The following is a 20577-nucleotide window of genomic DNA, read 5'->3' as shown; positions in this document are numbered from 1 at the left end:
AGCCCTCATTAACACAAAAAGCGCGCCTTTCGGCGCGCTTTTTGCTTATTTTCGGCTTTTACCGCACATAATAGACGTAGTTGTCCTTGCGGGCGGGGGCGGCGGGCTTCTCGTCGGCCCGGTAGCCCAGGATGCAGTGGCCGATGCCCTCGTAATCCCCCTCGATGCCCCACTTGGCCAGCAGAGCTTTGCCCTCGGCGGACTCAAACTCCTCCTTGGCCCGGTGGATCCAGCAGGAGCCCAGCCCCACGGCCTCGGCGGCGTTGAGCAGGTTGTCCATGACGCAGCAGCCGTCATAGAACCAGGTGGGGAACTGCTTGTTGGCCAGCACGATGAGCACGGTGGGGGCGCCGTAGAAGGGGTCCATATCCGGCTTGCCCATAATGGCGGCGTTCTGCTTGCTCAAAGCGGCGATGATCTCCTTGTCCTGCACAGCAACAATGATGGGGGACTGTCTGCCCATGCCGGTGGGGGCGTAGGTGCCCGCCTTGAGCACCGCCTGCAGCTCCTCCTCGGTGATCTGCTCCGGCTTGTAGGCCCGGCAGCTGCGCCGCTCTTCCAGTACCTTCAGCGCTTCCTGATTCATAATCCAACTTCCTTTCCGCCTCTGGGGCTGTGATTACTAAACTCAGTATACTCGTTTCCAGCCCCATCGTAAAGGAGGCGATTTTCACAGAATTTTCTATTTTGCCCCCTGGGCCCTTTGTTTTTCGGCTGACAAGCCATTTCAGGTATGATATAATGTCGTGTAGGGCAATCTGAGGAGAGGAGCGGCACGGCATGAAAATGAAAGTCATCGGATACCTGGCCCTTGTCCTGGCGATCACCGGGGTGGTACTGCTCCTGATCGCCCTCCGGGGTTGATCCCCACACAAATGAATGTGAGGTCCTTTTGTTTGAAGTATGAAAAACGGACGCTCCCCAACGGGGTGCGTATTCTCACCGAGCAGGTGCCCGGTGTGCGCTCGGCCTGCCTGGGCATCTGGGTGGGCACCGGCTCCCGCCACGAAAAGCCGGGGGAGGGAGGCGCCGCCCACTTCATCGAGCATATGCTCTTCAAGGGCACGGCCACCCGCACCGCCGCCCAGCTGGCGGAGGAGATGGACGCCATCGGCGGGCAGGTCAACGCCTTCACCACCAAGGAGTGCACCTGCTTCCACGCCCGGGTGCTGGACACCCATCTGCCTATGGCCACCGACATCCTGTGCGATATGTTCTTCCACTCCAAATTTGACGACGGCGATGTGGAGACCGAGCGTGGGGTCATTTTGGAGGAAATCGGAATGTACGAGGACAACCCCGAGGACCTGTGCGCCGAACGGCTGGCCGGGGTGGTCTTTCAGGGTTCCCCTCTGGCCCGGCCCATTTTGGGCAAAAAAGCCACCCTGGAACAGATGGACGGGGCCTGGCTTCGGCAGTACAAGGACAGCCACTACGGCCCGGAGTCCATTGTGGTGGCCCTGTCGGGCCGGTTCACCCAGGCCGGCGTGGACGATCTGGCCGCCCGGTTCTCGGTGCTGGAACCCCGCAAACCCATCATCAGCAAGCCCGCCGCCTACCGCAGCGGCATTGTGGTCAAGAAGAAGGCCATCGAGCAGAACCACCTGACCCTGGCCTTCCCGGGACTGTCCTTCTCCGACCCCCGGCGGTTCACCCTCCAGCTGCTGTCCTCCATTCTGGGGGGCGGGATGTCCTCCCGGCTGTTCCAGCAGGTGCGGGAGCAGAAGGGGCTGTGCTACTCCGTCTATTCCTACGGCACCTGCCACGACGACGCGGGCTACTTCGGCATCTACACCGCCCTGGGCAAGGAGACCGAGCGCCAGGCTCTGGATACCATTCTGGCCGTCATCCGGGATTTCAACGAACACGGCGTCACCCAGGAGGAGCTGGACCGGGCCAGAGAGCAGTCCAAGGCCAATGTGCTGATGGGGCTGGAATCCACCCAGGCCCATATGAGCAGCCTGGGCCGGGGCGAGATGCTGGTGGGCCGGGTACTGGACGAGGAGGAGATCATCGCCGCCTACGACGCCGTCACCCGGGAGGATGTGCGCGCGCTGGCGGAGGAGCTGATGGATCTGTCCCAGGCCTCCCTGTCCGCCGTGGGCCGGGTAGGCAAGGCGGAGGAGTACCAGGCACTGCTTCATTAACCTATGTGGAAAACCATGTGGATAATGTGCAAAACTCTTTTCTTAGGTAAATAGAAGGGGCGCCGCTGCGCGGCGCCCCTTCTTTCTGTTTTTCTTTCAAACCTTTGTGCCCCAATGGGTTGGGGCAATCATGATCTGGCAGGTTGGAAAATGAGCCGAAGCTAACCCCGGCCCTTCCGCCGGTGGAAAAACGGCCCTGTGGAAGGCCGCCTTCACACAAAGACGGCCTGGACCAGAACCATGTACAGGATGGTGCCGCCGAAGATGCTCAGCAGATTGTTGTGCTTCCACAGGTGGAGCACCACCACCACCGCCACCGAGATAAGCTGGGGGAGCCAGCTTCCGGCCTGGGCAAAGGAGATGTCCTTCAGGCAGTAGATGATGAGCATGGCAATGACGGCAGGGGGCAGCACCCGGCCCAGGTAGAGGATGATCTTGGGGGGCGCGCTCCCCCGGTCAAAGAGCAGGAAGGGGAGGGCCCGGGTGAGAAAGGTGACAACAGCCATGACCGCGATGGCGGCAATGGCCCCGGCGGTGGTCAGCATTTTTCTTCCTCCTTTTCCTCCAGCTTATCCCGCAGGATAAGCAGCAGCAGTACGATGACGCCCAGGGAGACAATGAGCATCTGCTGCTGGCCGAAGATCTGGCCCAGAATAATGAGAAATACGATGGTAACCCCAAACCCAAGCAGGGCGGGCAGGTGCCTGCGGTAGGCCTTCCACTGGTCCACGGCGATGACCACAAAGAGGGCGGTCATGGCAAAGTCGATGCCCTTGGTATCCACCGGGATGAGGGCCCCCGCCACCGCGCCGATCACCGAGCCGATGATCCAGTAGCTGTGGTCCAGCAGGGCGATGGCAAAATAGAAGTTCCTGGGGTTCACCCCCACCGGGGCCTGGGCGGAGGAGAGCAGGGCGTAGGTCTCATCGGTGAGGGAGAAGATCATATAGAACTTCCGCCAGCCCATGCCCCGGAACTTCTCCAGCATGGACAGACCGTACACCAGGTGGCGGAAATTGATGAGCAGGGTCATGAGGGCCACCGTACCCAGGGAGGCGGCGGTGGCCAGCAGGGTCACCCCCAGGTACTGGCCCGACCCGGCATAGATGGTGAGGGACATGAAAAAGGCCCAGATAAAGTTATAGCCCACGGCCTGGAGCATAAAGCCGAAGGCCATGCCGATGGCCAGATAGCCCATCAGCACCGGCACCGTCACCGGAAAGGCGGCGGACAGGGCTTTGCGGTCCATAGCGTACACTTCCTTTGCGCTGAGATTAAATCCATATTTTACACACTTTAGCGCAGAAAAGCAAGTGGGGCTGTGGATTTTTCTGTTTTTAAGGGAATATAGGCAGTTTATGCGTAAAAGAGTTGTGTTTTTCCACCGGGGCGGTATATAATATGGAACAATGTTATGCTGGGACCCACCGGCGTCCCATTTTTGGAGCGAGCGAGATGAAAAAGCTGTTATTTATCTACAATCTGTACGCAGGCAAGGGCACCCTGCGGGGACGGCTGGCCCCCATTCTGGATGAGCTGACGGCGGAGTGGGACGTGACCGTCCATCCCACCCGGGGGGCGGGGGACGCCACGGCGGTGGCCCGGGACCGGGCTGGGGAGTTTGACCGCATCGTATGCTCCGGCGGCGACGGCACCCTTCATGAGGTGGTGACCGGTCTGATGGAACTGCCTCCCGAGGCGCGGCCCACGGTGGGCTACATCCCGGCGGGCTCCACCAACGACTTCGCCAAGAACCTGGAGCTGCCCCGCACCCTGGAGGAGCTGGCGGTGGTGGCGGCGGCGGGAAAGCCAAGGCCAGTGGATGTGGGTAAGTTTAACGATCAGGATTTCCTCTATGTGGCCGCCTTCGGGGCCTTTACCGACCTGTCCTACAACACCCCCCAGCAGGTCAAGCACATTTTCGGCCATATGGCCTACCTGATGGGGGTGCTCTCCCGGCTGGGGTCCATCAAGCCCTATTCCATGACGGTGGAGCACGACGGAAAGATAGAACTGGGCAGCTACTGTCTGGGGTTTGTGTCCAACAGCCACTCCATCGCTGGTATCCAGGCCAATCCTCACCGGCCCATCGCCCTGGACGACGGCCTGTTTGAGGTGATGCTGGTGCGCCAGCCCAAGACTCTGCTCCAGCCCCAGCGGATCTTGAAGGCCCTCACCAATGTGGAGAGCGACGACAAGGGGCTGGTGACCTGCTTCCGGGCCAACAAATTGCGCATCATCAGCGACCAGGATCTGGCCTGGACCCTGGACGGGGAGTACGGCGGAGATCACCGGGTGGTGGAGGTGACAAACTGCCACCAGGCGGTGACCATCGTATACGGGGCGTAACGCCTGTCCCCACGATTTTATTTTGGAATAAAAGGACTTGGACCTAATATGACGACTTACGACGCTGGAACCTTTGATATTGCTGTGATTGGAGCGGGCCACGCGGGCATTGAAGCTTCGCTGGCCGCCGCCCGGCTGGGCCTGCGTACCCTGTGCTTTACCGTCAATCTGGACGCGGTGGGCAATATGCCCTGCAACCCGGCCATCGGCGGCACCGGCAAGGGCCATCTGGTCCGGGAACTGGACGCCCTGGGCGGGGAGATGGCCAGAGCCGCCGACCAGGCCTGCATCCAGTACCGGCTGCTCAACCGGGGCAAAGGCCCGGCGGTGTGGTCCCTCCGGGCCCAGGCCGACCGCCGCCGGTACCAGGAGGTCATGAAGCACACCCTGGAAAACCAGGACAACCTATGGGTCAAGCAGGCGGAGGTCACTGATATTCTGACGGAAAACGGCCAGGTGTCCGGCGTGCGCACGGTATACGGCGCAGAATATCAGGTCCGTGCGGTGGTGGTGGCCTCGGGTACCTTCCTGGGAGGCCGCACCATTATCGGCGAGGTGACCCGTGATTCCGGCCCCGACGGCCTGGCCGCCGCCCTGCCCCTGACCGACAGTCTGAAAGGGCTGGGGGTCACCCTCCGCCGGTTCAAGACGGGCACGCCTCCCCGCATCCACGCCCGCAGCGTGGACTTCTCCCAGCTGGAGGTCCAGCCGGGGGACCAGCAGGTGGTGCCCTTCTCCTTTGAGACCAAAACACCCCCGGAAAACAGGGCCATCTGCTGGCTGACCTACACCAATCAAAAAACTCACGACATCATCCGGGCCAATCTGGACCGCTCCCCCCTGTACGACGGCACCATCGAGGGGGTGGGCCCCCGGTACTGCCCCTCCATTGAGACCAAAATCGTCCGCTTCCCCGACAAGGAGCGGCACCAGCTCTTTCTGGAGCCCATGGGGCTGAACACCGAGGAGCTGTACCTTCAGGGCTTCTCCTCCTCGCTGCCCGAGGAGGTGCAGATCCAGATGCTCCACACCATCCCCGGCCTGGAGCACGCCGAAATGACCCGGCCCGCCTACGCCATCGAGTACGACTGTGTGGACCCCACCGAGCTGCTGCCCACCCTAGAGCACAAGAAGGTGAAGGGTCTCTACGGCGCGGGCCAGTTTAACGGCTCCTCCGGCTATGAGGAGGCCGCCGTCCAGGGCTTTGTGGCGGGTGTGAACGCCGCCCTGAAGATTTTGGGCCGGGACCCCCTCATCCTGCGGCGGGACCAGGGGTACATCGGGGTGCTCATCGACGACCTGGTGACCAAGGGCACCAACGAGCCCTACCGGATGATGACCTCCCGCACCGAGTACCGGCTGCTCCACCGGCAGGACAACGCCGACCGGCGGCTGTACCCCATCGGCCACGCCATCGGGCTGGTGAGCGATGGGCGGATGGCGGCGGTGGAGGAGAAGTACGCCGCCGTGGACCGTGAGATCAAACGTCTCACCCACACCGGCACGGCGGAGGGCCGTCTGGTGGACCTGCTGCGCCGACCGGAGAATACTTACCACAGTCTGGCCGCGGTGGACCCCAACCGCCCGGAGTTATCCACAGAAGTGACTGAGGCGGTGGAAATCTCGGTAAAATATCAGGGGTACATCGACCGGCAGCTGCGGCAGGTGGCCGAGCAGCGGAAGATGGAGGACAGGCCCCTGCCTGCCGACCTGGACTACCTGTCCATGGAGGGCCTGCGGCTGGAGGCCCGGCAGAAGCTGGACCAGATCCGGCCTTTGAACCTGGGCCAGGCCTCCCGCATTTCCGGCGTCAGCCCGGCGGATATTGCCGTGCTGATGGTGGCCTTGGAGAAATAAGGAGTTTATATGGAAAAAATCGTTCTGGGCCTGTCCGGCGGGGTGGACTCCGCCGTGGCGGCCAGTCTGCTAAAGGAGGGGGGCTTTGCCGTTACCGGCCTCTATCTGGACATCGGTCTGGGGGGAACCGGGGCGGCTGACGCCGCCGCCGTGGCACAGCGTCTGTCCATCCCCTTTGAGGTGGCCGACATCCGGGCCGATCTGGAGGAGCAGGTGTGCGCCCCCTTTGCCGCCGCCTATCAGAGCGGCCGCACGCCCCTGCCCTGCGCCCTGTGCAACCCCACGGTGAAATTCCCCGCCCTGTTCCGGCTGGCCGACAAAATCGGGGCCCGCTATGTTTCCACCGGACACTACGCCAATGTGGAAAACGGGGTGCTGAAAAAGGGGAGACCCGCCAACGACCAGTCCTATATGCTGGCCCGATTGACCAGAGAACAATTACAGAGAGTGATTTTCCCCCTTGGAAATTACGAAAAAGCAGAGGTTCGGCAGCTGGCCCGCAGCTTCGGCATTCCCGTGGCCGACAAGCCGGATTCCATGGAGATCTGCTTCATCCCCGACGGGGACTACGCCGCCTGGCTGGACCGCCGTGGGTTTTCCACACCGGATGGTAATTTTGTGGATAAGGATGGCAAGGTGCTGGGCCACCACAAGGGGGTCCACCACTACACCCTGGGTCAGGGGAGAGGGCTGGGGGTGTCCGGCCCCCACCGGTACTTCGTCACCGCCCTGCGGCCCGACACTAACGAGGTGGTGCTGTCCGACGGTTCCGACCTGGGCAAGTCCACCGTGTTTGGCTCTTCCCCCAACTGGATCGGGGTGGAGGGGCTGGACGGGCCCCTGGAGGTCACCGTCCGCCTGCGCCACTCCCGCACCCAGGCGGAGGGTATCCTCTATCCCCACGAAAACGGGGTGCGCATCGAGATGAAGGCCCCCGCCCGGGCCCCCACACCGGGCCAGCTGGCGGTGTTCTATCTGGGGGACACGGTAGCCGGGTCCGCCTGGATCGAGGGGGCCATGTGATGATGCTCCACAAAGGAGGGAAACCCTGTGGAACATACGCCGCTGTATGACGCCCTGACCGCCTTTGCGGCCCGGGACCCCCTGCGGATGCATATGCCCGGCCATAAGGGCAAGCCTCTGTTGGGGCTGGACAATCTGGCCGCCATCGACTTCACCGAGCTGCCCCCCACCGGCAACCTGTTTGACGGAGGCGGGGCCATTGGGGAGGCGGAGGCGCTGTGGGCGGAGGCATTGCATATGGACAGCTGCCTCTTCCTCACCGGCGGCTCCACCCAGGGAGTGCTGGCCGCCCTCACCCTGGCCTGCCGGCCGGGGGACGCCGTGCTGCTGGACCGGGGGAGCCACCGCTCGGCCTACAACGCCCTGGCCCTGCTGGACTTAAAGCCGGTGTATCTGGACCGGCCCTGGCTGGCCCAGGCGGGGGTGACCGGGCCGGTTTCCCCGGAACGGGTGGAGGAGCTGCTGGAGTCCAACCCGGAGATCAAGGCCCTGTGCATCACCTCTCCTACTTATTATGGCGTACTGTCCGACCTGCCCGCTCTGGCGAAGATCATGCACCGCCACGGGGGCGTGCTGATGGTAGACGGGGCCCACGGGGCCCATCTGCCCTTTTTGGGGGATTACGGGCTGTCCGCCGCCGATCTGCTGGTGGTGTCCGCCCACAAGACCCTGCCCGCCCCGGGGCAGACCGCCCTGCTGTTCTCCAACGGTACCTTCTCCCACGCCGACCTGCGGCGGGCGGCCAGCATCTACGGCTCCTCCAGCCCCTCCTATGCCATGATGGCCGCACTGGACCTGTGCCGGGCCCATATGCTGGAGGGAGGGACGGATGCCTACCGCAAAACGGCGGAGGAGGTGGCCCGGCTGCGGAACACCTTCCCCGCCCTCACGGAACGGGACGCCCCTCTGGACCCAACCCGGCTGGTGGTGTGCGCCCCCGACGGGTACGCCGCCCAGGAGGCGCTGGAGGCGCGCAACGTGTGGCCCGAGATGGCCGACGGAGGCCATGTGGTGTTTATTCTCACCTGCGCTGACGGCCCCGAGGACTTTACAAGGCTGGAAGGGGCGCTGAGGCAGGTGGATCTGAGGCCATGCCCCGGCTATCCGGCTCCGCCGGCTCCGCCGGCGGGTGTGCTCACCCCCCGGCAGGCCCTTTTTTCCTCCCGCCGGAGCCTCCCGCTGGAGGAGGCCGAAGGGCTGGTGGCAGCCTCCCAGGTGGCCCCCTATCCCCCAGGGGTTCCCGTCATTGCGCCGGGGGAGCGGGTGGACAAAAAAAGTATCGCATATTTGAAACAAATAGGTTATAATACACTGGAAGATGTTTCTGTGGCCGTCCTGTGAAAAGCGGCCTCAGCGCCGGACTTCCGGCATCTTTGAGCAGGAGGGATACCCATGAAACTGGTTCTGGCTATCATTAATCACGACGACGCCAACACTGTCACTCAGGCCCTGACGAAAAAGGGCTTTTCGTCCACCAAGCTGGCCACCACCGGCGGCTTTCTCATGGCGGGCAACGTAACCATCCTCATCGGCGTGGATGAGGAGAAGGTGCAGAACGTCATTGACATCATCAAGGAGCACTCCCACTCCCGCAAGCAGATGATCCCCACCACCACCGAGATGAGCTACGGCTACTATCCCAGTATGCCCGTGGAGGTTGTGGTAGGCGGCGCCACCATCTTTGTGGTGGATATCGAGCGGTTCGAGCGGGTATAAGATGGACCTGTCCTTATTGGCGGGCAACGCCCCCCTGAAGCGGCAGCTCTCTCTGGAGACTGCCCGGCGGGGGCTGTCTCACGCCTACATCATCAGCGGGCCGGCGGGGTCGGGCAAGCGCACCCTGGCCGGCCTGCTCTCCGCTGCCCTGGTGTGTACCGGCGGAGGGGAGGTCCCCTGCATGGCCTGCTCCGGCTGTAAAAAGGCCCTGGGGCATATCCATCCCGACGTGATCCACGCCGGCGGGGAGGGGGACGAGCTCAACGTGGCCCGCATCCGGGCCATCCGCAGCGATGCCTACATCAAGCCCAACGAGGCCCCCCGGAAGGTGTACATCCTGGAGGGGGCCCAGAACATGAAGGACCCCAGCCAGAACGCGCTGCTCAAGCTGCTGGAGGAGGGACCGGCCTACGCCGCCTTCCTCCTGCTCACCGACAACGCCGCCGCCCTGCTGTCCACAGTGCGCTCCCGGTGCGAGGTATTGGCCCTCTCCCCGGTGACGGTACAGGAGGCGGAGACCTGGCTGACCGCCCGGTACCCCGACCGCTCCCCGGCGGAGATCTCCAACGCCGCCGCCCGATGCGAGGGCATTCTGGGCCGGGCGGTGGACCAGCTGGAGGGCAAGGCCGCCGACGGCAAGGCTCTGGAGGGGGCGGCAGCCCTGCTGGAGCGCTTCTGTGCCAAGGACGAGCTGGCCCTGCTGGAGTTCTGCGCCGGACTGGAGCGGGACAAGTGGGACCGGGATTCCCTCAACGCTCTGCTGGATGAGTTTTTGCTGCTGGTGCGGGACTGCCTGGTGTGTGCCGCCGGGGCCCTCCATGAGAGCGACCCCCGCCGCCGGACGCTGGCAGAAAAGGGGGCCAAGGCCCTGCCCCCCAAGGCCCTTACCGGGGCCGCCGCCCTGACGGAACAGCTGCGCACCGCCTGCGGCTTCTATGTGGGCCCCGGCCATATGGCCGGCTGGCTGGGGGCGGGATTAGCCCAGCTGTGCCGGTAAATCCGGCCCCAATATTTCCAATTTGGAGGTAACCATGACCGAGATCATCGGCGTCCGCTTTAAAAGCGGAGGCAAGCAATATTATTTCGATCCCCAGGGACAGCAGGTCGCGCCCGGTCAGGGGGTCATCATTGAGACCTCCCGGGGCCTGGAGTACGGCGAGTGCGCCCAGGGCAACACCATGGTGGAGGATGAAGCGGTGGTGCAGCCCCTCCGCCCCATGGTGCGCATCGCCACCGACAAGGACCTGGAGACGGTGGAGAAGAACCACGAGAAGGAGAAGAAGGCCTTCACCATCTGCCAGGAGAAGATCGCCGCCCACGGGCTGGACATGAAGCTGGTGGAGGTGGAGTACAACTTCGAGGGCAACAAGATCCTTTTCTTTTTTACCAGCGACGGCCGGGTGGACTTCCGGGCCCTGGTGAAGGACTTGGCCAGCGTGTTCCACGCCCGCATCGAGCTGCGGCAGATCGGCGTCCGGGACGAGGCCAAGATGCTGGGCGGCCTGGGGATCTGCGGCCGGCCTCTGTGCTGCGCCTCCTTCCTGGACGAGTTCCAGCCGGTGTCCATCAAGATGGCCAAGACCCAGAACCTGTCCCTCAACCCCACCAAGATCTCGGGCACCTGCGGGCGGCTCATGTGCTGCCTGAAGTACGAGCAGGAGGCCTATGAGGACGCGGTCCACCGGATGCCCAAGAACGAGTCCTTTGTGGAGACCCCCGAGGGGGCGGGCAACGTGTGCCAGGTGGACCTGCTGAAGGAGACGGTAAAGGTACGGCTGGACAGCGCCCCCGAGACCCCCAAGTGCTTCCACAACTGTGAGCTGCGGGTGATCCGCAACGGCAAGGGCAAGCGGCCGGAGGACTATGTGGAGCCCCCCGCTCAGGAGCTGGCCAAGCTGCGGAAGGTGACCCCCGTGGAGGAGCCCCGCACCCTGACCGGCAGCGTCAGCGCCGCCCTGGCGGGGCTGAGCGCGGTTGTGGAGGAGGAGAGCGCCCCCGCCCAGGAGCCCCGCCGGAGCCGCAGCCGCCGCCGGAAGAGCGGCGGGGAGCAGCAGCCCCAGGCCCAGGCCAAGAAGGAGGAGGCCAAGCCTCCTCAGAAGGCCGCCCAGCCCAAGGCCCCCAAGGGAGAGGGCAAGCCCCGGCCTGAGAGCAGGCCCAAGGCCCAGGAGAAGCCCGCCCCTGAAAAGCCCGCCGCCGAGGGCGGACAGGCAAATGCCGCCGGGGAGAAGAAGCGGCCCCGCCGCCGGTATCACCGCCGTCCCCGTGGGGACAAGCCCCAGAATCCCAATCCCCAATAAAACAGGACGGGCGGCCTTTTGGCCGCCCGTTTTTTGGAGGTATGCGCTATGACAGAACTGGAAAAGATGCTCGCCGGTGAGCTGTACAACGCCGAAGTGCCGGAATTGCAGGCCATGCGGACCCGGGCGGCCCAGCTGTGCCACCAGCTGGAGGGACTGGCTCCCGGGGCGGAGGAGGAACGGCTGGCCCTGCTGAAGGAGCTGCTGGGCAAGACCGGGGAGCACCTCACCATCAACCACGGCTTTAAGTGCGACTACGGCTCCAACATCACGGTAGGGGAGCATTTTTACGCCAACTACAATCTAGTAGTGCTGGACTGCGCCCCGGTGGTCTTTGGGGAGAATGTGTTCATTGCCCCCAACTGCGGGTTCTACACCGCAGGCCATCCCCTGGACGCCCCCACCCGCAACAGCGGCCTGGAGTTTGCCAAACCCATCACCGTGGAGGACAACGTATGGATTGGCGGCAACGTGACGGTGCTGCCCGGTGTCACCATCGGCAGCGGGTCGGTGATCGGCGCGGGCAGCGTGGTGGTCCATGACATTCCCTCCAATGTGGTGGCGGTGGGCAATCCCTGCAAGCCGGTGCGGGCCATTGAGAACCCCTCCGTCTGAGAATGCGGGCGACCATAAAGGTCGCCCCTACAAGCGAAAAAAGTCCCTGAGCCATAGGCTCAGGGACTTTTTTCAGCCTCGCAGAGTTCCACCGCCCGCAGGCGGTGGAATCAAATCAAAATTCGTCCTTTCCGGGGACATGAGCCTCGGAAAGGACTCTTCTCATGAGGAATGGGGTGACAATTTCGTCAGAAATCGAACCTCATTCCTCATGCAGCCCCCTGACGGGAAAGACCCGCAGGGTCTTTTTCGTCAAATTTTTTTACCGGTGCTCGCCCCGGCTGTAGGCCACCACGGTCCGGCGGTTGGGCTCGGTACCGATGGAGTAGGTGGTCACATCGGGGGTATCCTGCAGGGCGGTATGGATCACATGGCGCTCATAGGCGTTCATGGGCTCCAGGGTCACGTTCCGGCGGTACTTGACCACCTTGCCCGCCACCTTGTGGGCCAGACGGATGAGGGACTCCTCACGCTTGGCCCGGTAGCCCTCGGCGTCCACGTGGATGCGGACACGCTTGGACTGGCCGTGGTTGACGGCGTAGCCGGTGAGCTGCTGGATGGCGTCCAGGGTCTCGCCCCGGCGGCCGATGAGACCGCCCAGGTCCTGGCCCACCAGCTCCACCTGATAGGTGCCGTTCTCGTCCATTTTGATCACCGGCTTGGCGGCAGCCCCCATGTGGGACAGCAGGCCGGTGAGAAAGGCGTCGATCTGCTCTGCCTTCTCCCCCTGGGCGGGGGCGGCGGCGGGAGCCTCAGCCTCCACCACGGGGGCGGGCTTCTCCTCCTTGACAGGCTCGGCCACAGGAGCGGCGGGGACCTCCTCCACAGGGGCGGGGGTCTCGGGCTCGTCGGGAGCCTCGTAGGTTACTTTCACTTTAGCGGGACAGCTGCCGATCCCCAGGAAGCCGGACTTGGCCCGCTCCAGGACCTCCACAGATACCTCGTCCCGATCCATGCCCAGCTTCTGCAGGGCGGCCTCGATGGCGGCCTCCTCGCTCTTGCCGGTGCTCTCGATCCATTTCAGCATTTTGGGTATCTCTCCTTATGAATCCACGGCAGGCGCCGTTATTCCTTGGTCTCGCCGTCACCGGCGGCAGGGGTGTCAGCGGCAGAGGTTTCAACCTGGGGAGCGGCCTCCAGAGCGGGGGCCTCCTCCACCGCGGCAGTCTCCTGCACAGGGGCGGCCTTGTCCGGCTTTCTGCCGAAAATGGGGGCCTCGCCGGGATAGCAGGTGGGGCCGTCCTCGCTGTAGCGGTAGGGATCATAGGCACGGCCGCGGGCGTACTGCCGGATACCCACCCGGCTGTACTCCTTCACGATGCCGGGGATCTTCTCCTCGTCCTCGTGCTTCTTCTCGGCCTTTTTCTTCTTGCCCTTGTTGAGCTTCTCTTCCTCAATGCGGCGGGCGCGCTCCTCGGCCTTGCGGCGGCGCTCCTCCTTCTCCTCTTCCTTCTCCTGCTGCTCGCGCTCGGCCTGCTTGCGGGCGGCCTCCTCGTAGTCCTTCTTCAGGATACGGCTGCACAGGAACTCCTGGATCATACTCAGCACGTTGTTGGCCACCCAGTAGAGACACAGGGCGGCGGGCATGGTGAAGCCGATCCACAGGGAGATCAGGGGGGAGATGATGAGCATGGTCTTGGCGGTACTATTGTTGGCCTGAGCGCTCTGCTTGTTGATCACGTTGGTCTTCATGGAGATCAGGGAGAAGACCACGCCGGACACAGCGGAGATCACAGGCAGCAGGAACAGACCAAAGCCGCCGGCAATGGTCCAGAACTGCAGCTGAGGGATCTGGGACAGGTCCACCAGACCAAACAGGCTGAAGTTGATGGAGAACACGTTGGCGCCCACACCGCCGGCGGCAGTTACCGCCTGCTGGACCGCGGCCAGATTGTCCGCATTGATGAGGGAGGCCAGGTACAGCTGGTTATAACCGCTGTTTGTAAAGGTATCGGCGGCTTCCTTAATCCAGCCCATGTTCACGGCCTGGGTGCTCCAGCCCACAGCCTGGGCAATGGCATTGAGGGAATTGGCGTCGTTGATGCCCATCATGTAGTGGATAGGCTCACGGATGATGGGGTAGAGGATCATCAGGATGAGCAGGGGGATGAAGGACCACAGGCAGCCGCCCATGGGGTTGATCTTCTCCTTCTGATACAGCTTCTGGACCTCCAGATTATAGCGCTGCCGGTCTTTGCCATACTGCTTCTGCAGCTTCTGCATCTGGCCCTGGAGAATGTTCATCTGGATCATGCTGCGCTTGCCCTTCAGGGAGAGGGGGAAGAGCACCACCTTGACCACCAGGGCAAAGAACACCAGAGCCAGGCCATAGCTGCCGCAGAAGCTGTAAAAAGCCTTCAGCAGCCACGCAAAGGGGGTGAGGATAATTTCCATTTGTGCGCCTCCAAGTTACATTGTCTTGCCGTTACGGCACGGGGTCGTACTCGATGGATTCCTGCTTATGGAAGGGCTGACATTTGAGGATACGGCGAATGGCCAAAAATCCCCCCTTGAGCGCGCCGTATTTCTCCACCGCCTCCAGCGCATACTGGGAGCAGGTAGGGATAAAACGGCAGCAGGGGGGACGGGCAGGGGAGATATGCTTGCGGTAAAACCGAATGAGAGCGAGCAGAAGGCGCTTCAATTCAGGCCTCCTCCTTTCGGAGCAGACCCAGCTTGTCCGCCAGAGAGAGGAGACTGCGCTCCACCTCCCGGTACCGGCTGTGGCCGGCCCGGACACGGGCCACCACCACCAGGTCGTACCCCGGCAGAAAGCGGTCCTCATGGATGCGGTAGGCCTCCCGGATGCGGCGGCGGGTGCGGTTGCGCACCACCGCCTTGCCCACCTTCACCCCCACGGTGATGCCCAGACGGCTGCGGGGGGAGTTGTTCTTCCGGCAATAGAGTGCAAGACAGGGATTGACCGCGCTCTTACCCTTGCTGTAAAGGCGGCGGAACACATGATTTTGCTTCAGGGATACGGTGTGCTCCACGGCGGTCCTCCTTTCCCGGTCCAAACTTCCGTATGCTGCGCAGGGGCGGTGGGAAAAGCTCCCCCGCCCCTATGAAATGCCCTATTCCATTTGCGGACCCATCAGTGGGTCAGACGGGCGCGGCCCTTCGCGCGGCGGCGAGCCAGGACCTTGCGGCCGTTGGCGGTACGCATACGCTTACGGAACCCGTGCTCCTTGGAGCGCTGGCGCTTCTTGGGCTGATAGGTACGAACCATGTTGGGACACCTCCTGTACAAAAATCAAGCGGGTTGCCCCGCCCACCACAACAGCCTTTCGGCTGCGGTCGTCAAACAAAACTGCTTTACACCATAGCAGTTTACATGATGCACATGGTATTATAGCCTATTTCAAAATAGGCTGTCAACCACTAATTTGGTTTCTTTTTTGGTTTTTTTCTGGGTCCGGCAGGGAAATACCATATCTTGTGGCCCCTGTTGAGCACACCCCCACGCATAAGCCCTTCTGCCCTATTTTTTTGAGGCTCCGGGCAGAGGCGGCCGTTCCGGCTGCCCGCCGGCCACCGTCAGACTGTGTGGAAACCTGTGTGGAAAAGTAGTTTCTTTTTATAATTGTATCGTTGCTTTCCACAGGGTGATTTGCTATAATAATGTCTACTGAATAAACTGCAAATCAGTTTATTTGCGCGGCAGCAGCCGCGCAATTCCATAAAACGGCTCAGGGGGGCCGTTTTATGGAATTCAGACATTGTTACAATGCGTATTTTCATTGGAACGTCCTGCGTTCCAATGAAAGGTGCAAGGATTTTGAGAATTATTGTCCAAAATTCTTGCACTAGAACAAAGCCGAAAACCTTGAAAACCAAGGATTTCGGCTTTGTTCCGTACGCATTATAATGATACGCGTTAAATTATCTGTACTCCCGCCGCTGGCGGCAGCATCCACGACCCAGGTCTTGAAAGCCCAGGCTTTCAAGGTCTTGTTTTGCTGCGCCCACAGCGGCCATCTATTCTACAAAAGAGGTGGTCTTTCCGTGAATCTACCGGCCGATCTCTGGGCCAAGGTCCTCTCCCTGATGGAGGGGGAGATGACAGCCACCGCCATCAACACCTGGTTTGACGACGCCACCCCCGTGGCGCTGGAGTCCAACCGGTTTGTGCTCCACACCCCCACCAACTTCAAGCGGGATATCATCAACTCCCGCTACATCCCCAACATCCAGAAGGCCCTCCATGAGCTGTTCTCCTCCGACTTCGAGGTTGTGGTGCTGGGAGAGGGGGAGCTGGAGGGCTACGGCAAGAAGAAGGTGGACGATGTATTTCTCCCGGGCACTGAGGAATACACCTTCGAGCGCTTTGTGGTGGGCGCCTCCAACAAGTTTGCCCACGCCGCCGCCCTGGCGGTGGCCGAGCAGCCCGCCCAGACCTACAACCCCCTGTTTATCTACGGCGAGTCCGGCCTGGGCAAGACCCACTTGCTCTACGCCATCGCCCACAAAATCCATCAGTCCCACCCCGATTACCGCATCGTGTATATCAAGGGCGACTCCTTCACCAACGAGCTGATCCAGGCCATCCGGGAAGGCCGCAACCCGGAGTTCCGGGAGAAGTACCGCTCCGCCGATGTGTTCCTCATGGACGACGTGCAGTTTATCGCCGGCCGTGAGTCCACCCAGGAGGAGATGTTCCACACCTTCAACACCCTGTACGAGGCCAAGCGGCAAATTGTGTTCACCGCCGACCGTCCCCCCAAGGAGATGCTGCGGCTGGACGACCGGCTGCGTACCCGGTTCGAGTGGGGCCTGCCCGTGGACATCCAGCCCCCCGACTATGAGACCCGGGTGGCCATTATCAAGACCAAGGCCATCCGCCGGGGTATGAACCTGCCCGATCCCGTCCTCCAATATATCGCCGAGAACATCACCTCCAATGTGCGGCAGATCGAGGGCACCGTCAACAAGATCCTGGCCTTCCAGGAGCTGATGGGGGAGAGCGTGGACGTGGACACCGTCACCCGGGCCGTCCGGGATATGTTCAAGGACAAGGCGGAGTTCCTCCCCTCGCCGGAGATCATCATTGATGAGGTCAGCAAGTTCTACAACATCGATGAGGAGGCCCTCCGGGGCCAGGGCCGCACCAAGGACACCGCGCTGGCCCGCCAGATCGCCATGTACCAGATCCGCCGCATGACCAACCTGTCCCTGAAGGAGATCGGCAAGGAATTTGACAACCGGGACCACACCACTGTCATGCACTCCATCGACCGGATCGAGAAATTGACCAAGCAGAGCCCCGAAATTGCAGAAGTCATCAAGGACATCAACGCCAACATCAACGCCCGGTATGAATAAGACCGAATGGCTTCTGAATATTCCTGCATAAATATGAATGGAACTGGATTCCCACTGGAAATCCGGTTTCCAGACCGCTTTCCACATTTCCACCCTCTTTCGGGGATATGTGGAAAAGGGGATGTGGAAAACTTTTTTGCTCCTTTTCCCCTGTGGAAACCCCCTCTTTTTTGTCCACACCCCCTGTGGACGGGCCAAACCATGGGCCTCAAGGAGTTTCGCCACTTTTCCACAATGTTTTCCCCTACGGCTTACTATTACGAACTATATCCCTCCTCTCTCCGGAGGAGCGCGAGAGATCCCGGGGAGCCCCTTCTCTCCCCACGAAACGGAGGACCGAACAAATATGAAATTTTCCTGCGAAAAAGCCCTGCTGCAATCCGCCATCTCCACCGCCTCCCGTGCCGTTTCCCCCAAGAGCTCCATTCCCGCTCTGGAGGGCATTCTGCTGGAGGCCGGACAGGAGCTGCGGCTCACCGGCTACAATCTGGACACCGGCATCCGCACCATCGTCCCTGCCGACATCAGCGAAACCGGCACCCTGGTGCTGGCCGCCCGGCTCTTCGGCGAGATCATCCGGAAGCTGCCTGACGACATCGTCACCTTCCAGACCGACAACTATATGGTCCACATCACCTGTGGACCCAGTGAGTTCAACATCCTGGGCACCGACCCGGAGGAGTTCCCCGAGCTGCCCACGGTGGAATATCAGAACTCCCTTACCCTGTCCCAGTCCAAGCTGAAAGCCATGATCTCCCAGACCATTTTTGCCGTCAGCGACAACGAGAGCCGCCCGGTCCACACCGGTTCCCTCTTTGAGGCCGACGAAAACGGCCTCACCGTGGTGTCGGTGGACGGCTTCCGGCTGGCCCTCCGCCACGAGGCCATCGACAAAAAGGACGGCGCTCCGGAATTCTCCTTCGTGGTCCCCGGCTCCGCCCTGTCCGAGGTGGAAAAAATCTGCACCGACTGCGACGAGCCGGTGTCGGTGACCCAGGGCGCCCGGCACGTCATGTTCAAGGCCGGCTCCACCATGCTGGTGACCCGCCGGCTGGAGGGTGAGTTCCTGGCCTACCGCCAGGCCATCCCCCGCAGCAACGACATCTGCCTGGAGGGCGAGACCCGGGCGCTGCTGTCCTCCATCGAGCGCGTGTCCCTCATCATCACCGAGAAGCTGAAATGTCCCCTGCGGTGCGTGTTTGAGGACGGTTTGATGAAGATTTCCACCAAAACCGCCATCGGCGACGCCTACGACCAGTGCCCTGTCACCGGCGACGGCCGGGGTCTGGAGATCGGCTTCAACAACAAGTACCTGATGGACGCCCTCAAGGCCGCCCCCGCCGACAAGGTTCGGCTGGAGCTGTCCACCAGCGTGTCCCCCTGCGTCATCCTGCCCACCGAGGGGGAGGAGAATTTCCTGTATATGGTACTGCCCGTCCGCCTGAAAGCCGGGGAATAAATTAGGCACAAAGGTTCTGAAAGAAAGGAAAAACACCTTGGAACTGCATCCTTACCTGCATAAGGTTCAATTTTATGAGACCGACGGCATGAGCATCGTCCACCATGGAAATTATATCCTTTGGATGGAGGAGGCCCGTACCGACTTTATGGACCAGATCGGCTGGAGCTACCACAGAGCGGTGGACGTGGGCATCGACTTTGCCGTTACCGACGTGAGCTGCAAGTACTGTTCCATGACCCGGTTTGGGGAGACGGTAGCCATCCACATGGCGGTGGAGTCCCTGTCTCCCGCCAAAATGCAGCTGTCCTACAAGATGGTCAACGCCGACACCGGGGAGCTGCGGGCGGAGGGTACCTCCGGCCACTTCTTCTATGACCGGGCCAAGGCCCGGCCGGTGGCCCTGAAAAAGGCCCTGCCCGACCTGTGGGAACTGCTGCAATCCCTGCACGAAGAAGGGAGAAATTCAGAAGTATGAAGACCATTCAGTCCAAAATCACAACGGAATTTATCAAACTGGAATCCCTGCTGAAATTTGAGGGTCTGGTGGAGACCGGCGGGGAGGCCAAGGAGCGCATCCAGGACGGAGAGGTCCAGGTCAACGGCGAGGTGTGCACCATGCGGGGCAAGAAGCTGCGCCCCGGCGACGTGGTCACCCTGGATGACCTGCGCGTAGAAGTTTTATGATCGTAAAGTCGGTCTGCCTGGACTTTTTTCGCAATTATCTTCACTTTGAGGGGAGCTTTTCTCCCAACGTCAATGTGATCTGGGGGGAGAACGCCCAGGGCAAGACCAACCTGCTGGAGGGCATCGCCTACCTGTCCACCGCCTCCTCCCACCGGGCCCGGTACGACCGGGAGCTGATCCAGATGGGGGTGGACCACGCCTTTGTGAAGGCGGAGGTCTTTTCCCGGGGGCGGGACTTCACCCTGGAGGCCAAGCTGGGCCGGGGGGTGCGGCGGCAGCTCTTCTCCAACGGCGTGAAATTAAAGACCGCCGGGGAGCTGGCGGGGGTACTCAACACGGTGCTCTTCTGCCCGGAGGACCTGTGGCTCATCCGGGAGGGGGCCGCGGTGCGCCGCCGGTTCCTGGACGACTGCATCTGTCAGCTGCGGCCCCGCTATGCCGAGGCTTTGGCGGAATACCGGCGTCTTTATGAACATAAGACCCGGATTCTGCGGGACTGGGAGGAGCATCCCTCGCTGCTGGACACTCTGGACGAGTTCAATCTGCGCATGGCCCAGACCGGGGCCATGCTCATCCACTACCGGGCCTACTTCATCAAGCGGCTCCGGGAGGTGACGCCTCCCATCCACCGGAATTTCTCCGGCGGACGGGAGGAGCTGGGGCTGAGCTACCAGACGGTGAGCACCATCGATGATCCATTGGCCCCTACCCGTACTCTGCTGGAGCAGCTGCTGAAACATCAGGACTCCCACCGGAAGGCGGAGCTGGAGGCCCGGCAGTGCCTGTCGGGGCCCCACAAGGACGATTTGGTGGTGGAACTGGACGGGGTGAGCGCCAAAACCTTCGCCTCCCAGGGCCAGACCCGGACGGCGGCATTGTCCCTCAAGCTGGCTTCCCGGGAAATTTTCTTCCAGGAGACCGGGGAGTGGCCGGTGCTGCTGCTGGACGACGTACTGTCCGAGCTGGACCACCGGCGGCAGGAGTTCGTTTTGAAGCGGATTACCGGCGGTCAAGTCTTTATCACCTGTTGCGAGGAAATGAGCCTGGACCGGCTGGGGGAGGGCAAGACCTTCCACATTCACAACGGCGTACTGGTGGGATGACA

The 20577-nt window shown here is 62.1% G+C and carries 22 protein-coding genes; 14 read left to right on the top strand and 8 right to left on the bottom strand.

Going from position 1 to position 20577, the window contains the following annotated elements; genetic code table 11:
* Positions 1-58 precede the first annotated feature (58 nt).
* Complete coding sequence (locus B5G42_RS05785; RefSeq protein WP_087267733.1) at positions 59-586, bottom strand: nitroreductase; 528 nt, start codon at positions 584-586, stop codon at positions 59-61.
* 310 nt (positions 587-896) lie between these two features.
* Between B5G42_RS05785 and B5G42_RS05780 the strand changes: the two genes are divergently transcribed.
* A complete protein-coding gene (locus tag B5G42_RS05780) occupies positions 897-2147 on the top strand; it encodes a M16 family metallopeptidase (protein ID WP_242959460.1) in 1251 nt (416 codons plus the stop codon).
* 212 nt (positions 2148-2359) lie between these two features.
* Here B5G42_RS05780 and B5G42_RS05775 read toward each other — a convergent pair whose 3' ends face one another.
* A complete protein-coding gene (locus tag B5G42_RS05775) occupies positions 2360-2692 on the bottom strand; it encodes a branched-chain amino acid transporter permease (RefSeq protein WP_087267728.1) in 333 nt (110 codons plus the stop codon).
* Positions 2686-3396, bottom strand: a complete 711-nt coding sequence (locus B5G42_RS05770; RefSeq protein WP_087267725.1) for an AzlC family ABC transporter permease — start codon at positions 3394-3396, stop codon at positions 2686-2688. The genes B5G42_RS05775 and B5G42_RS05770 overlap by 7 nt, the downstream gene beginning before the upstream one ends.
* A gap of 206 nt (positions 3397-3602) precedes the next feature.
* Between B5G42_RS05770 and B5G42_RS05765 the strand changes: the two genes are divergently transcribed.
* From B5G42_RS05765 to B5G42_RS05730, 8 genes are read left to right on the top strand one after another with little or no spacing between them, the layout of a single operon-like run.
* The gene (locus B5G42_RS05765; protein WP_087267722.1) at positions 3603-4496 is read left to right on the top strand and encodes a diacylglycerol/lipid kinase family protein; all 894 of its coding nucleotides are present in this window, start codon (positions 3603-3605) and stop codon (positions 4494-4496) included.
* Between the two features lie 48 nt (positions 4497-4544).
* On the top strand, positions 4545-6353 hold the full coding sequence (gene mnmG, locus B5G42_RS05760) for a tRNA uridine-5-carboxymethylaminomethyl(34) synthesis enzyme MnmG (protein ID WP_087267719.1): 1809 nt from the start codon (positions 4545-4547) through the stop codon (positions 6351-6353).
* A gap of 9 nt (positions 6354-6362) precedes the next feature.
* Positions 6363-7376, top strand: coding sequence for a tRNA 2-thiouridine(34) synthase MnmA (mnmA, locus tag B5G42_RS05755; RefSeq protein ID WP_087267716.1), 1014 nt, complete (start codon positions 6363-6365; stop codon positions 7374-7376).
* Between the two features lie 27 nt (positions 7377-7403).
* Positions 7404-8717, top strand: coding sequence for an aminotransferase class I/II-fold pyridoxal phosphate-dependent enzyme (locus tag B5G42_RS05750; RefSeq protein WP_087267713.1), 1314 nt, complete (start codon positions 7404-7406; stop codon positions 8715-8717).
* Between the two features lie 51 nt (positions 8718-8768).
* Positions 8769-9092: a cyclic-di-AMP receptor gene (locus tag B5G42_RS05745; RefSeq protein ID WP_087187235.1), complete on the top strand. Its 324-nt coding sequence runs from the start codon at positions 8769-8771 to the stop codon at positions 9090-9092.
* A gap of 1 nt (position 9093) precedes the next feature.
* Complete coding sequence (locus tag B5G42_RS05740) at positions 9094-10089, top strand: ATP-binding protein (protein ID WP_087267709.1); 996 nt, start codon at positions 9094-9096, stop codon at positions 10087-10089.
* A 34-nt stretch (positions 10090-10123) separates the two neighbouring features.
* Complete coding sequence (gene ricT, locus B5G42_RS18845) at positions 10124-11389, top strand: regulatory iron-sulfur-containing complex subunit RicT (protein WP_087267706.1); 1266 nt, start codon at positions 10124-10126, stop codon at positions 11387-11389.
* A 48-nt stretch (positions 11390-11437) separates the two neighbouring features.
* A complete protein-coding gene (locus tag B5G42_RS05730; protein WP_087267703.1) occupies positions 11438-12004 on the top strand; it encodes a sugar O-acetyltransferase in 567 nt (188 codons plus the stop codon).
* A 262-nt stretch (positions 12005-12266) separates the two neighbouring features.
* Here B5G42_RS05730 and jag read toward each other — a convergent pair whose 3' ends face one another.
* From jag to rpmH, 5 genes are all read right to left on the bottom strand, one after another.
* The gene (gene jag, locus B5G42_RS05725; protein WP_087267701.1) at positions 12267-13031 is read right to left on the bottom strand and encodes an RNA-binding cell elongation regulator Jag/EloR; all 765 of its coding nucleotides are present in this window, start codon (positions 13029-13031) and stop codon (positions 12267-12269) included.
* A 38-nt stretch (positions 13032-13069) separates the two neighbouring features.
* On the bottom strand, positions 13070-14398 hold the full coding sequence (locus tag B5G42_RS05720) for a YidC/Oxa1 family membrane protein insertase (protein ID WP_087267697.1): 1329 nt from the start codon (positions 14396-14398) through the stop codon (positions 13070-13072).
* Between the two features lie 31 nt (positions 14399-14429).
* Entirely contained in the window at positions 14430-14648 is a 219-nt protein-coding gene (yidD, locus tag B5G42_RS18460; protein WP_204220704.1) for a membrane protein insertion efficiency factor YidD, read from the bottom strand.
* A gap of 1 nt (position 14649) precedes the next feature.
* Positions 14650-14997, bottom strand: a complete 348-nt coding sequence (rnpA, locus tag B5G42_RS05710; RefSeq protein WP_204220706.1) for a ribonuclease P protein component — start codon at positions 14995-14997, stop codon at positions 14650-14652.
* 101 nt (positions 14998-15098) lie between these two features.
* Positions 15099-15233, bottom strand: coding sequence for a 50S ribosomal protein L34 (gene rpmH, locus B5G42_RS05705; protein ID WP_006570963.1), 135 nt, complete (start codon positions 15231-15233; stop codon positions 15099-15101).
* Positions 15234-16009: 776 nt separating this feature from the next.
* Between rpmH and dnaA the strand changes: the two genes are divergently transcribed.
* From dnaA to recF, 5 genes are all read left to right on the top strand, one after another.
* Positions 16010-17326, top strand: coding sequence for a chromosomal replication initiator protein DnaA (dnaA, locus tag B5G42_RS05700; RefSeq protein WP_087267691.1), 1317 nt, complete (start codon positions 16010-16012; stop codon positions 17324-17326).
* A gap of 346 nt (positions 17327-17672) precedes the next feature.
* Complete coding sequence (gene dnaN / locus B5G42_RS05695) at positions 17673-18785, top strand: DNA polymerase III subunit beta (RefSeq protein ID WP_087267688.1); 1113 nt, start codon at positions 17673-17675, stop codon at positions 18783-18785.
* A 37-nt stretch (positions 18786-18822) separates the two neighbouring features.
* Positions 18823-19263, top strand: coding sequence for an acyl-CoA thioesterase (locus B5G42_RS05690; RefSeq protein WP_087267685.1), 441 nt, complete (start codon positions 18823-18825; stop codon positions 19261-19263).
* Positions 19260-19472, top strand: coding sequence for an RNA-binding S4 domain-containing protein (locus B5G42_RS05685; RefSeq protein ID WP_087187244.1), 213 nt, complete (start codon positions 19260-19262; stop codon positions 19470-19472). Before B5G42_RS05690 ends, B5G42_RS05685 begins: the two co-directional genes overlap by 4 nt.
* Positions 19469-20575, top strand: a complete 1107-nt coding sequence (recF, locus tag B5G42_RS05680) for a DNA replication/repair protein RecF (RefSeq protein WP_087267681.1) — start codon at positions 19469-19471, stop codon at positions 20573-20575. Before B5G42_RS05685 ends, recF begins: the two co-directional genes overlap by 4 nt.
* Positions 20576-20577 lie beyond the last annotated feature (2 nt).

Source organism: Flavonifractor sp. An91, assembly GCF_002159225.1.
Lineage (GTDB): Bacteria > Bacillota > Clostridia > Oscillospirales > Oscillospiraceae > Flavonifractor > Flavonifractor avicola.
The sequence above is the reverse complement of the archived record's forward strand: the minus strand, read 5'-3'. Positions and strand labels throughout refer to the sequence as shown.